Genomic DNA, 14,902 nt, shown 5'->3' with positions numbered 1-14,902 from the left:
AAAGCGTTAGATTGGCTTACACCATTAGAGAAATTTGCTCAGCTTGTTGATTATCATAAGACTTTTCAAACTGTCGCACCTCATGTTTGAATTCGCCATGCCTATTATTATTACAAACGAATAAATTAACGATCTGCGGGAAATGCATTTGGTGGAGGTGCATATTTATTCACGGGTTTAGACTCGTCTTCTGGTGCTTCCAACTCATATAAAACCGTACCAATTACACCAGCGTTCTGAATTGAACCATTCTCTGAGTTCGCAGCATACGCATCTTTAGGCTTACTAAATGTAAAGGAAGCAACAGCAGATTCACTCTTACGGAAACCTTCAATTTTCAATGAATCATGTGCATGTAATACATAACCAGAATTGCTTCTGGAAGCCTCACTGCCATCAATGACATCTACACCATCAACACTGGCAACCACTTCAAACGTTTTAGCTGTGTTATTTTCATAATGAAGTTGATAGCTTTGCCCTTCACGCCCTGACAAATAGTAGCTTTGTCCAACACGATACATTGGAATTCGGTTTCCACGATCATCTACAACAGAAAAACTCACTTTTCCTGCGGCAATAGAAATTGAATTGACCGTTTTACCTTTGTAGCTTTTATCTGCATATTGCACGATAGTTTCAGCAAGAGGTGAATCAGATTTGCGCTTTAATTGCACTTCGGTCACATGGGAATCAATTTCATCACCCCACTTTGTGCCTAACTTTTCATCAGCAGCAACTTGATTGTTGGCTGCTTCAGCGGCAGCATCTGCACTGGTCGCTTCAGTTTGGGATTGAGATACGCTTTCATCTGTTTTTTTCGAACATGCAGCTAGAAAAATACACAAAAAAAGGCAGAGAAATATATTTATATTTTTCATTATAAAACCTATTTTAAAGTTTATAAGTTACGTAGATTATTATCAAAGTCATAATATCGTAGCTATTTTGACTGTGCTATTTTTAAATTATTGCAATTATGTAACATTATAACATCTAAAAAGAGGGATAATAACATCCCCCCTTTCGTCTTAATATTTTTAATTAATCCGCAGGAAAGGCATTAGGCGCAGGTGCGTAATTATCCTTAGATTTTTTGGGTAGATCGTATTTTGGTGCTTTTAACTCATACACCACTGTACCAATCACACCAGTATTTTGAATAGAACCACTGGTAGTGTTGGCAGCATAAGCATCATTTGGCTTACTAAAAATAAATGAAGCTACAGATGAATTACTCTTCCTAAAACCTTCAATCGCGAATGAGCTATATGGTCTTAACACATAACCACTATTTGAACGTGAAGCTTTACTTCCATTAAGAACATCTAAACCATCGACACTTGCAACAACTTCAAAGGTTTGGCTACTGGTATTGGCATAACGCAATTGATAGCTTTGTCCATCACGCGCAGAGAGATAATAACGCTCTCCATCGCGATACAATGGTAAAATTCGCCCACGATCATCCACAACAGAAAAGCTAATTTTTCCAGCAGCTAAAGAAATGCTATTAATACTGCGTCCTGAAAATTGCTTACTGGCATAACGAATTTGAGTTTCATCAATAGGATTACTACTCAAACGTTTTAAATCAACCTGAGTCACATATGAACTCACATCATCTCCCCATTTCGTTCCCAAACGCTCTTCTGACTTTACTCGATTTTGATTGGAGATAGGCGCTGGTGCAGCTTTAGCTGTTGCTGAGGTAGGTGATGGTGCAGATTCGATTTCTTGTGAAGTAGCATCCTGCGTTGAAGAATATTTTGCAGTACTACAAGCGCTGATTAAAGCACAAAGACATAACCATAATAATAGTTTGGATTTATACATATTCTATTTCCAGTTTTTAAATTTTATTCAAATCAGTATAGTCAAATCGACAATCATATTACATCTAATATTGTTGAGTATATTTTAAAAAATTTAACTGAATAATTTGCCTTAAAGTAAATTCCAAATGCCTAAACGGATACTCATCAGATTCATTTTACCTACACATAGAATTGTTTTTTATAGCGATTTATCTAAGCCAATGTAAAAAAGCTAATTACTATTCAATAAATACCAACAGAAATCAAAAACGGTATGTAGAAATACAGTTTTTGATTTCATCCATGCAATTACTCAACATGTATGGGTCTTAAAGTGAGAATCTGTTCACTACGTCCAAATGGCCCATAAATATCATGTAAGATGGAACTGGTTAAACCAATACCATCTTCACCATACTGTTGTACGGTTTCTAAGCCTAGCCATTGACCTTGGGGCAAACGATATAAATGAATTTGTAAATCTAGATTTGGAAAGCCCCAATTAAAAGGTGCTGTTTGTCTCGCCACAACACCATTTGCAGTATCGATCATTCCCATTAACTTCACAAATGCCGATGTCGGTCGACCTTCAACCATATCCAAAGTATTGCTAAGCCATACAATACCAGCTCCCTGTCGACGTTGCTCAGTCCTTGCTTCAATCGAATGAATATATCCACCAGGCCATTGACGTATTTCATGCCAAATCGGTAACTGTTCCGGTGTACCAATAGATTGATCCTCTAAGCCTGCAACACTTTGACTATTGCTGATCATCATGCGCCAACTTCTCGCCACAATACTTATTTTACCTTGTGTGACCATTTCGGATTCAATCAGTTCAATGGTCTTGCCAGCTCGAATTACTTTTGTCCGAATATAAAATTCGCCACCTGCAATTAATCCAAGAATATCTAAACTTATACGACCAATTCGAACATCATTTCGAGGTGAAAACTGCTCTAATTCAGCACAAATAACCCCTGTCGCTGGTGCCATATGTTGCTCATGTGCATTCCAAGCCCCTTGAGCATGATCTGTCGATTGATAATGTGCAGTCACTACACCCTGTTTATCGATATGACGCTGAATCAATTGATAATATGCAGACATAAACTTCCCTATCACTCTTAAAAATCATTCGCTATACATATAATCCCGCATTATTTTTGTACTCGACTTAAGCAAAGAAGTCTAATATTAATAGGAAAAATGACCCATAGCGTTCAATATTTTACATGGGATTGAACGCTTAGATTTAAAGTGACATATTGAAAAGTCAGTATTTGAAAGCCTAGATTTAACCAATGAGTAAAACGACACCAGAGAAAATCAGACAATAAATACCAAAGAAATGCCAACGACCATGTTCAAGCCAACTCGATAGCCATTTTAAAGCAACAAGACCTGCAATAAAGCTAAACAGCATCCCAAACATACTGGGTAAAAGCAGTTGAGCTAAATAGATATTTTGAAAATTTTCGGCATGTAGCAATCGATAAAGTTCTTTTACAATCACCGCTGGGGTTAACACCACTGCCAAGGCAAAACTAAACTCTTCCGCTTTTTGGCGAGCGACACCTAAAAATAATCCTGTTGAAATTGTTGCACCTGAACGTGAAAAACCACGAAACGGCAAACATAAAGCCTGAACAGCGCCAATCCATGCCGCACTTTTCATCGTCACATCACCAACCTGTCCACGATCTAATCGAGAAGATAAAATAATCAATACACCAGCAGAAGCTAAAGCAGCAGCCATTAATTTTGAGTTGCTAAACAATTGCTCAATTTCAAAGTGGTTTGCCCCAGCAAAAAATACATGTTTGATCATCGATTGCAACGCTAATCCAAGTACGCCCGTGATGCATGTTGCAACAATCACAAACCATGCTTGTTTTTTAAAACGATCCCATGACGAAAAATAGGTTGTGCGCCAAGACTTCCAAAAATACACAATGACCGCAAACATGGTTCCTGTATGTAGCATCACCAATAAAAACGTCATATCGGGCGCTGATGGGTCAAAACCCATCAATTTTTCAGCCACAATCACGTGCGCTGAACTGGATACAGGCAGCAGTTCTGCAAACCCTTGTATGATGGCAAGAATAAGTACATGAAAAATAGTCATCAACAATCTCTACGGATTAGAATTATCGATGCCTTATACGTTTACAGCATTAAATCAAAATTAAAATAAACTTAAACCACTCATTATAGTAAGCTTCATACAAATTTAGCTGCTTTTTTGTCTTATTGAGTCATACATGAGCGATCTATCGTGTGGTGACATGGATGTCGCTGTTGAGTGGAGCGTACCCTACCCAACATGAGCACAAACAAAGCAGGGCTTTGTTTGCAGCGCAAGATTTGGCATCCATCCCTGAAAAGAGAGGCATCGCCTACATAAATTTATTTAAATTTTCAAGGTAAGGTGCGGCTATACCAACCCTATAATCCTATAAATTAGCTTTTATGAAATGCTATAAATTAGGGTAAGCGCAATAATCTTCCAAAATACGTCATACCATGATTAATGTTTATTTGAATAATCTCGTGCACCAAACAAAGCTGTCCCGATACGTACCATGGTTGACCCTGCGGCAATGGCTTCCACCATATCTCCAGACATCCCCATGCTTAACGTATCCCAATCTTCAGCATGCGCATGATGAACTTTAACCTGATCAAATAATTGCTTTGTATCACTAAATGCTTGTGGATGATCAGGTGCAGGAATCACCATTAAACCACGCAACTTTAAATTCTTTAATTGACTAATTTGTTTTACCAGATCTGCAACTTCATCAGGCTGACAACCATCTTTACTGTCTTGTGCATCAATATTCACTTGCAAGCAAATATTTAATGGCTTTTGAGTAACTTCTCGTTGATTTGAGAGACGCTCTGCAATGATAAAACGATCAACACCATGCACCCACGCAAACTTTTCAGCAAGATGCTTGGTTTTATTGCGCTGCACATGACCAATAAAATGCCATTCGATCTCTAAATCTTTTAAATCTTCAATTTTTTCGAGCGCTTCTTGTAAATAATTCTCGCCAAAAGCCCGCTGCCCCGTAGCATACATTTCTTTTAAGAGCATACTTGGATGTGTCTTGGAAACTGCCAACAACTGTACCTGACTCACATCTCGATTTGCTGTCAAACAGGCCTGCTGAATTTGCGTGAGTATATGATTTCGAGCTTGATTTAGATCATTCATTGACAAGGTTCTCATTTCATAAAAATTTCAGCTTCCAAGCAATGAAATTGTTGGTTATGCTGAGTGAAAGGCCTTATTATTCTACAAAATAATGAGGGTGTGTAGATCGTTTATAAATAGCTTGCGTTGTAGGCTAAAATTGAGCAAACAAGGAATGAAATGAAGAGAATAGTAAGCCTATTTTCAAATTTCACAACACAGTTTGAAATAATTTTAACTACAACTCTGTGGGACTTTGATGTTTTTGACTGCTACGTGTTAGCTTGCGAAACGATGTATCTCATCATTTAGAATAACTAAATTTCGTACTTCGCGCCTAGTAACCCAGAAAACACGCTTAAGCACAAGCATGATGAATAATCTACACCCTAGGCAAATAGATTTTTATTCGGGGACATTATGGATATTACAGAATTATTGGCGTTTTCCGTCAAAAATGGTGCATCTGACTTACACCTTTCAGCCGGTATGCCACCGATGATTCGTGTCGATGGGGAAGTCCGTCGTATCAATTTACCAGCATTGGAACATAAAGAAGTTCACAGACTGGTTTATGACATCATGAACGATAAACAACGTCGTGATTTTGAAGAACAATTAGAAACAGACTTCTCATTTGAAGTTCCAAGTATTGCCCGTTTTCGTGTAAACGCATTCAATCAAAATCGCGGTGCTGGTGCTGTATTCCGTACCATTCCGTCCAAAGTTCTGACCATGGAAGATTTAGGTTTAGGACAAATCTTCAAAGATCTTTGTGAATTACCACGTGGTTTGATTCTTGTAACAGGCCCAACAGGTTCGGGGAAGTCAACCACATTGGCCTCTATGATTGACTTTATCAATGACAGTCGCTATGACCATATTTTAACAGTCGAAGACCCAATCGAATTTGTACACCAATCTAAGAAGTGCCTCATCAACCAGCGTGAAGTGCATCGTGATACACATGGCTTTAATGAAGCACTGCGTTCTGCGTTACGTGAAGACCCTGACATTATCTTGGTCGGTGAGATGCGAGACCTTGAAACCATTCGCCTTGCATTAACTGCTGCAGAAACAGGTCACTTGGTTTTCGGCACGCTACATACCACATCTGCGGCAAAAACCATTGACCGTGTCATTGACGTATTCCCTGCTGAAGAAAAAGATATGGTACGCGCCATGTTGTCAGAATCATTACAAGCCGTCATTTCGCAAACACTGCTTAAAAAGAATGGTGGAGGACGGGTTGCCGCACATGAAATTATGATTGGTATTCCTGCAATTCGTAACTTAATCCGTGAAAACAAAGTTGCACAGATGTATTCAGCAATTCAAACGGGTGCAAACTATGGTATGACCACCTTAGATCAAAGTTTAAAAACACTGGTTGCCAAAGGTATTATTAGTCCTCAAGTTGCAAGAAATGTAGCAAAACAACCAGAATCATTTTTATAAAATGGATTATTGAGGTTTAAAAAAGATGGATTTTAATGACTTGCTCAATATGATGATTGAGCAAAAAGCATCAGACTTATTTATTACTGCCGATGTTGAACCATCAATGAAAATTAATGGTCAAATTGTTCCTGTAGTAAAAACCAAGTTAAACGGCGAAATTATTATGCAACTGCTTAACTCAATTATGAGTGAAAAGCAGCGTAAAGAATTTGCTGAGACGCGTGAATGTAACTTTGCCATTACCAATCGCGATAAAACTGCTCGTTTCCGTGTGAGTGCCTTTCAGCAGCGTGATATGCCAGGTATGGTTTTGCGTCGTATTGAAACTCAAATTCCAACTATGGATGAGCTTAAATTACCACCTATCCTCAAAGATCTGGCAATGACCAAACGTGGAATTATCATCTTTGTCGGAGCAACAGGGACAGGTAAATCAACTTCGCTTGCGTCTATCATTGGTTATCGTAATCAAAACTCTAAAGGTCATATCATCACCATTGAAGACCCGATTGAATTTGTGCATGAACATGCAGGATGCATTATTACGCAACGTGAAGTGGGAATCGATACAGATTCTTTTGAAATTGCGCTAAAAAATACTTTGCGTCAAGCGCCAGATGTGATCTTGATTGGTGAAATTCGTTCTCGTGAAACCATGGACTATGCCATAGCCTTTGCTGAAACGGGACACTTAGTATTTGCCACACTGCATGCCAACAACGCAAACCAAGCAATTGATCGGATTATTCACTTCTTTGAGTCTGATCGTCATAGCCAGTTGTTTATGGATCTATCGCTCAATTTAAAAGCGATGGTAGCACAGCAATTAATCCCAACACCTGATGGTAATTCACGTCGTGCTGCAATTGAAATTCTAATCAACTCACCATTGGTTTCAGACTTAATCCGTAAAGGTGATGTGCATGAGATTAAGGATTTGATGAAACGCTCTCGTGAATTGGGTATGCAAACTTTTGACCAAGCTTTATTTGACCTTTATAAAGCAGGACAAATTACCTATAAAGATGCACTTAAACATGCTGACTCTCCAAATGATTTACGTCTACAAATCAAATTGGATGAAGAAGGTGGTGCACAACTACTTAATGCAAATAGTAAACTCACCTTTGATGGACAATAGTCCCAAATCAAAAAAAGAGCGTATAAAAAAAGGGGGGCTTAAATAAGCCCCCCTTCATTTGTTGTATTTATGTGATTCTAGCGCTTACGATAAGCTTCCTGACATCCAGGTTCATCACAATAACCGTAAAGATTCAAAGAATGTCCAGTCAACTGAAAGCCGTGTTTCTCAGCTACTGAATGTTGCTCTTGTTCAATGGTTTCATTAGTAAATTCAACGACTTTATTACAATTTTGACAAACCAAATGATCATGATGATCTTCTTGCATTATTTCAAAAACAGAATGATTGTTTTCGAAATGATGGCGCTGAATGATTCCAGCAGCTTCAAATTGTGTTAACACACGATATACGGTCGCTAGACCGACATCTTCACCTTGTTCGAGTAATGTTTTATAAATGTCTTCCGCGCTCAAGTGGTGTTGTCTTGAATTTTCTAATAATTCCAAAATCTTGATTCGTGGTAGGGTAACTTTAAGTCCAGCTTTGCGTAAATCTTGATTTGAAATAGGCATATAAAAAGGTCTCTCAACAAATTTTAAGTTGGAATATGCAACAGAGTTGAGATGCAGTATGATCTATCCTTGGATCAATTGCATCATAATTAATTTGGGATAGTGTAGCAAAATGCAAAAAATCATGCTGACGTTATTCGTCGCTTCTTTACTTGGTGGTTGTTCTGTATTTGGAGTATACAAAGTCGATATTCCTCAAGGAACACCGTTAACCCAAGCTCAAGCTTCAAAAATTCAAGTCGGTATGACCTACCAACAAGTACAATTCTTGTTGGGTAGCCCAACAGTCTCAGATCCATTGAATCCAGGACGATGGGATTACATTTACAACTATATCCCAGGAACTTACGCGAAAAAAGCGAAGATTCCCGCAGCACATGGCCAACATTTAAAGGTTTATTTTGATCAATCAGGTGTCGTAAACAAAATTGAAGGTTTAGAAACCATTCCTGAGTCTCAACCTGGTTTACCTGCTTCTAAAGAAGCAATATTGAATGCGCCCCCACTATAGACACTTTGCGATAAAAAGAAACCCCTCAGTGAGGGGTTTTTCATATGCATTCAATTGTTTAAAGCGATTATTGTAAATAACGCCTTATTTAAATAACAATTGTTGATAGCGATTTCCACGGCAGTAACGTCCGACAGGATTTGCTTTTGCGCGATTGCGACGAATATCTTTTGGATTAATCGTTAAAGGTCTATAAATTTCAACACGATCACCTGCTTGTAATACATGTGATTGTTGTTTTATTTTCACTCCAAAGATACCAAAACTAAAATTTTCAGGCAATTCTACTTGTTGCACCAATCCACTTTGCGCAATTGCATCAGCAATCGTCATGCCTTGAGAAAATTGTAACTCAATGTGAAATTGTTGCTTTTCGGCAGCATATGCCACCCAAATTTTTGCCACGAGATTCACCTTGACCCTTAAATTAACTGTCCAATATAGGATACCAATGCCAACACAATGCTCAAAGGTAAAATAATTCGTACCGCAATACGCCAAATATTATAAAACGCTTCAGAACTAAAATTGATCGCTTTACGTAGATGGCTGATTTTCATAATCCAACCCACAAAGATTGAATAAATCAAGCAAATGACCAAGCCCCAAATCATCAGTAATGGATTAAACACCACGACCATATTTGGAATTGCCCAAATGAATAATGCCACCAATAACACTACAAATTGAATAAGTATTGCGACTTGGCGTTGAGCTAACTGTTCTTTGCCTAGTTGTAATAATAGCGCGGCTGAAATGACTGCAGTAAATAATAAAGTATACGCAGGGATTTGTGCTGAAGCTGCAAAAAAACTAAAGGCAATCACAGCAACTAGTTGCGCAATCCAAATAGGTAAAGCTGTTTTAGACGCCTCATTATTCTGTTGGACATTTAACAAGCTGGTTTGCCAATACAAACCTAAACCGAGCCCTGTGGCCACAAGGGCTAAAATCGTAGCATTGCCCCACTCTTTAAATTCTAAAGGGGTAACATGCCAAGTCTGTAAATGGGTACCAAAGACTTGTGCAAGAATTAAAGAAAGCAGCACGCCTACCGTGATCAAACCCACTAAAATTTGACGAGGTGCAAATGACAAAGCAAAAGCCATGACAGCGGCACCAGCAAACAATAGATGACTTTGTATCGGTAAATTCACCATTTGCACAGTACTTTGACTGATATTCGATAAAATCCCACCCGCTAAGAACGGAATAAAGATAACAGCCAGCCAGCCAACAATACGCCACGATTGTGATGCATCAGCATCACGAGTTAAGCTAGACAAGGCATTGAGTGCAGTTGTTTTAGAACGCTTTGCTAATGCAACTTCTAAATAAGTAATCGGCAATGCCAACACGAGCATTGACACTAACCACAATATCCAAAAATCAATTTGTCGATCAATTTGAATATCCAGACTTGGTGCTAAGCCTGCGATAATTATAAATGATAAACAAAATGCCATGAGCGGCGATAACCATCGTGACATAGAATAATCCTGCATGAGGTGTTTCGTAAAAAGTTCTACTATTTTGCCTTTGTCGATGCTGAAAATCAAAGTTTAAAAGAAAAAAGCAAATCACCCCTCGATGATTTGCTGCGCTAGATATTGTTATAATCTTTGTTATTTCTTTTTATCCCCTCTGAATTTTTTTAGTTAGAGAGCTGGTGATTTCCATAATTTCACAATCATAAAATGTCTGTAAATTACGAAAAAAATCTTGCAAACCAATTTTTTCCTTTTTTCTTTTCGTTTTCTTTAATGATCCCCATCATATTTAATTTTACAGCCCCCACATAATCTGCATCATCGTGTTGAATATGATTAATTAACCATTTAGACAACACCTCATGTAATTCTTTTTCTATAGAATGCCCTTCTTCAAAACTGGTACGATAACTTTCTATACGTTTAATAAACAGGTCATGTACACGCTTATGAGGAACACGATATTTATAACCAGCCTCTTCTTGTAAGCTTTCTTCAAAGGTAAAATGTGATTGCGTATAGTCAATAATATTATCAAGAATTTGCTTGATACGAGCACGATCCGTTGCCATACCGATTTCATCAATTTCATTGATGTAATCCAAAATCCTTTTATGTTGATCGTCGATCACATCGATACCCGTATTATATTCTGGAATCCATCTCATCTTCATACGATCACCCTAAAATAATGTCTTGACCTTAAGCAACCATATTAACGGCTATCTCTCTAAATAAAAATAAACTGTATTAGTCGGGATTCATTAAAAAAACTATGAAATAAATTAAGTTATTGTTTATACTTGGATAATATTTTAATCCGCACTAAAAGAGTAAGATATTTTTTAACCAATTATTAAATTTAAATGATTTTATTGATTGTCTATATTTATTATTAAGCATGAATAAATGATTATAATTGTGTAATCGATTTTTCTTACAATCACTTCAAATTTTATTTTTATACGATTTCTCGTTAAAAAACTAAGATAATTTTGTCAAAATCAGAATAAATATTCTTTTGTGATTTTGTTGTATTTTTAAATACTTTCTTTATTCAAGTAAAAATATTTTATAGATACTATTATTATTCCTCTTATTTCATGACTCACTTTAAAAGAGTTGAAATATAAATTTTATTAAGACTATTTAATATGATATTTAAATAATTATAACGGTATCATTACATCAAAAATTATATAAAGAATATAATTAAATATTATTATTTAATCGTCCTCTGTTTATTGTAACAACATCAAAATACTTAGTTAATTATCAAAGATGACAATCCCATATAGTCAACCACCTCATTATTCATACAAGTGTTTTGCATCAAGCCATTGATCATAAATGAAGCTTATGTATTGTATGAACATTTAGAAAATGTTGGTTATCAATTCATTTTTTTTGAATCTTAGATCGTGATCCTACCGTATGGCAACATGGATGTCGCCATTGGGCGAGGTACAGGACGTACCCCTCGCCTAACATAAGCAATAACAAAGCACTGCTTTGTTTGTAGCGCAAGGTTTGATAATCCCTACGAAAAGCGAGGCATCACCTAAGCAAAGGTATTTAAACTTTGAATGTAAGATGTGGCAGTGTAAGCTTTTTATAATCAAACAATTTTATTTACTCATACAGTCGATTTAATTAAAAGTATTATTTAAAAGAAATTATATTCTTGTGTCTGAGTTTTTGACAGGTTGACTATAAATTAAATTTATTTTTACAATGACTTAGATTCTAAAAAATATGGAGTTAACGAATTACGCCTCCCCCAATCTTCACATGAATTCATTCAGATCAAACTAATATTGATCTGCCTTGGTGACTCTAACCAAACTTGGATCAGCGGCCTCACGAGCAAGTCTTTCCACATGGGTCGTTGCGGCTTTTATCGCTTGACCATCTTTAAATAAAATCATCTCACCAGGCTGATATGCGGTCCAAACTTCATTTTGAGTCAACGGCTCTGTGGTAATCACGGCAACACGATCTTCTTTTGTTGTAAATTGACTAAAATCAATATCAACATCAATATCGACTAAGCGTGCATATGTAAATGGATACTCACGTACAATCCAATGCAGCTTAGTTGTCGCATAACTAAACAATGCTTGTCCATTGGAGAGGCAAAAATTAAAAGTGCCATATTCTGCAATTTTAGGTGAGATTTCTTCAAGCAAGGCAAAAACATCATTTAAACTCGGTTCAAAATAACCAAATCTTAAAACTAATTGTTCAAGTAAATAACAAAATGCCAACTCACTATCTGTACTGCCTACAGGGGTAAAACGCCCCGATAAATGCGGATGAAAGTTATGTAAATCACCATTATGTGCAAAAATCCACTGTCTCCCCCATAACTCACGAATAAATGGATGAGAGTTTTCTAAGGTGATTTTACCTTGGGTTGCTTTGCGAATATGCGCAATAACATTACGAGATTTGATCGGATAGTTACGCACCAGTTCAGCAATTGGTGACAAGACAGCAGATTGATTATCAACAAATAAACGGCATGCTTTATCTTCAAAAAAAGCAATACCAAACCCATCAGAATGATCAGAGGTTATTCCTGCGCGTTGAGAAAACCCACGAAACGAAAAGGTAATATCAGTGGGAGCAGCGCAGTTCATTCCAAGCAATTGGCACATAGTGTATTCATACAGCATTTTATTTATAAGAATATTGTGCATGACTACGCACCTGCTTGCAAATCTCAATAACTGAAAATAACTGCAAACAGATGCATATTAGACTAATGACTTCACACAGAACAACAAAATGCTTGGGATAATTTTAGGATATCTAAGTCAAAGTATCCTTATTTTTTCGGACACTCAGCGATTAACCATTTTCTTTAAAACAAAGTTTTTGGCAATTTCATTGACATCTAAAAAGACAAAATAATCTAAACAATTAAATGCCTCATCATGATAAGCCTGTTTAGATAAACGAGCATTCATTTTCAAATAGACATCAAATAACTTCGGAATTCGTTCATCTTGTGGAAAGCTGTACTCTGGATGACACGGTTCAAAAGCAGAATTTGCCTTTATATCAATCGACTGTTTGCTAGTCATTTTCTTCAAATGCTGATGCGTATAATAAGCACGGGCCTTATTGTCTTCTAGACGAATACTGACACACCCTATTAAATGTTTTGCTTTCATTTTCCACAGCACTGTCGGAACTAGATTTAACCATAACATCGACAAGGCACGCCCATTACGATAGCGCGGATGCACACAAGTACGACCAATTTCTACAATATTAGATAAATGTGAAAGCTGAGAAAGATCAAACTCTTGTGCACTATAACTACGTGCAAGCTCATGCCCTTGAATTAACTTCAAGCGTGTATAAGCAACAATTTCATTGCTCCATTTATCACGTAATACTGCATGTTCACAATCAAGATCATATAAGTCTTGATCTAACCCATTTTCAAATGTAATGCCAAATTGATCTGCGAACTGTACTGCACGAAATTTTTGTACTTCTTTGAGTTGTTTCAGGTCTTCGACCCATTCAAATTTATATTGTGATTGTGCTTTTTTAGATTTTGGTAAAGGTAAATTTAAGTTCTGGAAGTTCTGACGATACTGATTTAATTTTGCGAACATATTTTCGACTCCTTGAGCTTTTACTTACACTAGGCAATCCCGATGACACTTATATGACGAAAAAATGACCGTTTAAAAACACGCAATGAGTAGTTAATTTGAAACAGTGTCGGTAAAATAAAAAGCCAATGCTTTCACATTGGCTTTCAAAGAAATTAACGTATAAATTAAAAATTATTTATGAGGCTTGCCACGGTTGGTAATTAATGTTCCTACACCATGATCTGTAAAGATTTCTAAGAGCGTTGCATGGGGTACACGCCCATCCACAATATGTGCACTAACAACCCCACCTTTAACCGCATCTAACGCACACCCCACTTTGGGGATCATCCCCCCGTAAATCACTCCGGTTTCAATAAGACGATCCACTTCTTGAGTACTCAAACCAGTAAGGAGGTTTTTATTTTCATCTAAAACACCCGAGATATTGGTCAATAGAATCAATTTTTCCGCCCCTAAAGCTTCTGCCACTTTACCAGCAACTAAATCAGCATTGATATTATAAGTTTGACCATCTTCATCTACACCTAAAGGCGCTATCACTGGAATAAAATCACTCTGGGTAAACATTTCCAAGACATCAGTTTTAACCCCGATCACTTCTCCCACAAGACCTAAGTCAATTTGTGTGACTGTACCATCTGCAAGCGTTTTTTCCATCAAGAGCTTTTGAGCACGTAATAAATTACCGTCTTTCCCTGTTAAACCAATAGCACGTCCACCGTGTTGATTAATCAAGTTAACGATGGATTTATTGACACTGCCGCCTAAAACCATCTCGACTACTTCCATGGTTGCTGGATCCGTCACCCGCATTCCATCAATTCGATCAGACTCACGACCTAACTGTTTAAGTAATGAATCTACTTGTGGACCACCCCCATGTACGACAATCGGATTTAAACCTACAGTCTTGAGTAAAACGATATCACGAGCAAATGAACTTTCCAAAGCAGGATCAGTCATTGCATTGCCACCATATTTTACAACGAGTGTTTTACCTGTAAATCGTTGAATATATGGCAAAGCCTCTGTCAATATTTGCGCTTTGTCGATGCCAGTATGCTGATGTGGCATTCGCCTCTCCTTAGTGAGCTGTAGGAATTAGACTGATGAATATGGAT

15 protein-coding genes are annotated in these 14,902 nt (G+C 37.2%); 3 read left to right on the top strand and 12 right to left on the bottom strand.

The window, feature by feature from the left end; all coding sequences use genetic code 11:
* Positions 1-125: 125 nt before the first annotated feature.
* The 5 genes from ACG9ZL_RS04475 to ACG9ZL_RS04455 all read right to left on the bottom strand — a co-directional run bounded on the left by ACG9ZL_RS04475 (position 126) and on the right by ACG9ZL_RS04455 (position 5,046).
* Positions 126-881, bottom strand: a complete 756-nt coding sequence (locus ACG9ZL_RS04475) for a hypothetical protein (protein WP_336952886.1) — start codon at positions 879-881, stop codon at positions 126-128.
* A gap of 163 nt (positions 882-1,044) precedes the next feature.
* Entirely contained in the window at positions 1,045-1,836 is a 792-nt protein-coding gene (locus ACG9ZL_RS04470; protein ID WP_419327571.1) for a hypothetical protein, read from the bottom strand.
* Positions 1,837-2,126: 290 nt separating this feature from the next.
* Complete coding sequence (locus ACG9ZL_RS04465) at positions 2,127-2,930, bottom strand: thioesterase family protein (RefSeq protein WP_336952888.1); 804 nt, start codon at positions 2,928-2,930, stop codon at positions 2,127-2,129.
* 187 nt (positions 2,931-3,117) lie between these two features.
* A complete protein-coding gene (locus ACG9ZL_RS04460) occupies positions 3,118-3,951 on the bottom strand; it encodes an undecaprenyl-diphosphate phosphatase (RefSeq protein WP_419359204.1) in 834 nt (277 codons plus the stop codon).
* A 402-nt stretch (positions 3,952-4,353) separates the two neighbouring features.
* On the bottom strand, positions 4,354-5,046 hold the full coding sequence (locus ACG9ZL_RS04455; protein WP_336952892.1) for a YggS family pyridoxal phosphate-dependent enzyme: 693 nt from the start codon (positions 5,044-5,046) through the stop codon (positions 4,354-4,356).
* Between the two features lie 399 nt (positions 5,047-5,445).
* Between ACG9ZL_RS04455 and ACG9ZL_RS04450 the strand changes: the two genes are divergently transcribed.
* On the top strand, positions 5,446-6,483 hold the full coding sequence (locus tag ACG9ZL_RS04450; RefSeq protein ID WP_336952893.1) for a type IV pilus twitching motility protein PilT: 1,038 nt from the start codon (positions 5,446-5,448) through the stop codon (positions 6,481-6,483).
* 25 nt (positions 6,484-6,508) lie between these two features.
* Positions 6,509-7,627: a PilT/PilU family type 4a pilus ATPase gene (locus ACG9ZL_RS04445; protein ID WP_336952895.1), complete on the top strand. Its 1,119-nt coding sequence runs from the start codon at positions 6,509-6,511 to the stop codon at positions 7,625-7,627.
* Between the two features lie 77 nt (positions 7,628-7,704).
* Here the strand turns inward: ACG9ZL_RS04445 and fur are convergent, their stop codons facing one another.
* Positions 7,705-8,142 carry a ferric iron uptake transcriptional regulator gene (gene fur, locus ACG9ZL_RS04440; protein ID WP_336952896.1) on the bottom strand — a complete coding sequence of 146 codons (438 nt, stop codon included), beginning with the start codon at positions 8,140-8,142 and terminating at the stop codon, positions 7,705-7,707.
* 112 nt (positions 8,143-8,254) lie between these two features.
* Between fur and ACG9ZL_RS04435 the strand changes: the two genes are divergently transcribed.
* Positions 8,255-8,653, top strand: coding sequence for an outer membrane protein assembly factor BamE (locus tag ACG9ZL_RS04435; RefSeq protein ID WP_004722739.1), 399 nt, complete (start codon positions 8,255-8,257; stop codon positions 8,651-8,653).
* An 84-nt stretch (positions 8,654-8,737) separates the two neighbouring features.
* Here the strand turns inward: ACG9ZL_RS04435 and ACG9ZL_RS04430 are convergent, their stop codons facing one another.
* The 6 genes from ACG9ZL_RS04430 to argB form a co-directional block, all read right to left on the bottom strand.
* On the bottom strand, positions 8,738-9,067 hold the full coding sequence (locus ACG9ZL_RS04430; protein WP_336952898.1) for an RnfH family protein: 330 nt from the start codon (positions 9,065-9,067) through the stop codon (positions 8,738-8,740).
* A gap of 8 nt (positions 9,068-9,075) precedes the next feature.
* Positions 9,076-10,143 (bottom strand): hypothetical protein, encoded by a 1,068-nt coding sequence (locus ACG9ZL_RS04425; protein ID WP_336952899.1) that lies wholly within the window; start codon positions 10,141-10,143, stop codon positions 9,076-9,078.
* Positions 10,144-10,361: 218 nt separating this feature from the next.
* Positions 10,362-10,817: a bacteriohemerythrin gene (locus tag ACG9ZL_RS04420; protein WP_004819397.1), complete on the bottom strand. Its 456-nt coding sequence runs from the start codon at positions 10,815-10,817 to the stop codon at positions 10,362-10,364.
* A gap of 1,137 nt (positions 10,818-11,954) precedes the next feature.
* Positions 11,955-12,803, bottom strand: coding sequence for a class II glutamine amidotransferase (locus tag ACG9ZL_RS04415; protein WP_336952988.1), 849 nt, complete (start codon positions 12,801-12,803; stop codon positions 11,955-11,957).
* Positions 12,804-12,989: 186 nt separating this feature from the next.
* Positions 12,990-13,775 (bottom strand): GNAT family N-acetyltransferase, encoded by a 786-nt coding sequence (locus ACG9ZL_RS04410; protein ID WP_419327568.1) that lies wholly within the window; start codon positions 13,773-13,775, stop codon positions 12,990-12,992.
* Positions 13,776-13,949: 174 nt separating this feature from the next.
* Positions 13,950-14,855 carry an acetylglutamate kinase gene (gene argB, locus ACG9ZL_RS04405; protein WP_336952902.1) on the bottom strand — a complete coding sequence of 302 codons (906 nt, stop codon included), beginning with the start codon at positions 14,853-14,855 and terminating at the stop codon, positions 13,950-13,952.
* Between the last annotated feature and the right edge of the window lie 47 nt (positions 14,856-14,902).

It is taken from the genome of Acinetobacter legionensis (genome assembly GCF_048551735.1).
Classification (GTDB): domain Bacteria; phylum Pseudomonadota; class Gammaproteobacteria; order Pseudomonadales; family Moraxellaceae; genus Acinetobacter.
Note: the sequence above shows the minus strand (reverse complement) of the source record. Positions and strands in the feature narration are given on the sequence as shown.

Coding starts and splice junctions, on each gene's coding strand:
- ACG9ZL_RS04475 (WP_336952886.1), bottom strand. CDS start 881: ATGAAAAATATAAATATATTTCTCTGCCTTTTTTTGTGTATTTTTCTA.
- ACG9ZL_RS04470 (WP_419327571.1), bottom strand. CDS start 1,836: ATGTATAAATCCAAACTATTATTATGGTTATGTCTTTGTGCTTTAATC.
- ACG9ZL_RS04465 (WP_336952888.1), bottom strand. CDS start 2,930: ATGTCTGCATATTATCAATTGATTCAGCGTCATATCGATAAACAGGGT.
- ACG9ZL_RS04460 (WP_419359204.1), bottom strand. CDS start 3,951: ATGACTATTTTTCATGTACTTATTCTTGCCATCATACAAGGGTTTGCA.
- ACG9ZL_RS04455 (WP_336952892.1), bottom strand. CDS start 5,046: ATGAATGATCTAAATCAAGCTCGAAATCATATACTCACGCAAATTCAG.
- ACG9ZL_RS04450 (WP_336952893.1), top strand. CDS start 5,446: ATGGATATTACAGAATTATTGGCGTTTTCCGTCAAAAATGGTGCATCT.
- ACG9ZL_RS04445 (WP_336952895.1), top strand. CDS start 6,509: ATGGATTTTAATGACTTGCTCAATATGATGATTGAGCAAAAAGCATCA.
- fur (WP_336952896.1), bottom strand. CDS start 8,142: ATGCCTATTTCAAATCAAGATTTACGCAAAGCTGGACTTAAAGTTACC.
- ACG9ZL_RS04435 (WP_004722739.1), top strand. CDS start 8,255: ATGCAAAAAATCATGCTGACGTTATTCGTCGCTTCTTTACTTGGTGGT.
- ACG9ZL_RS04425 (WP_336952899.1), bottom strand. CDS start 10,143: ATGTCACGATGGTTATCGCCGCTCATGGCATTTTGTTTATCATTTATA.
- ACG9ZL_RS04420 (WP_004819397.1), bottom strand. CDS start 10,817: ATGAAGATGAGATGGATTCCAGAATATAATACGGGTATCGATGTGATC.
- ACG9ZL_RS04415 (WP_336952988.1), bottom strand. CDS start 12,803: ATGTGCCAATTGCTTGGAATGAACTGCGCTGCTCCCACTGATATTACC.
- ACG9ZL_RS04410 (WP_419327568.1), bottom strand. CDS start 13,775: ATGTTCGCAAAATTAAATCAGTATCGTCAGAACTTCCAGAACTTAAAT.
- argB (WP_336952902.1), bottom strand. CDS start 14,855: ATGCCACATCAGCATACTGGCATCGACAAAGCGCAAATATTGACAGAG.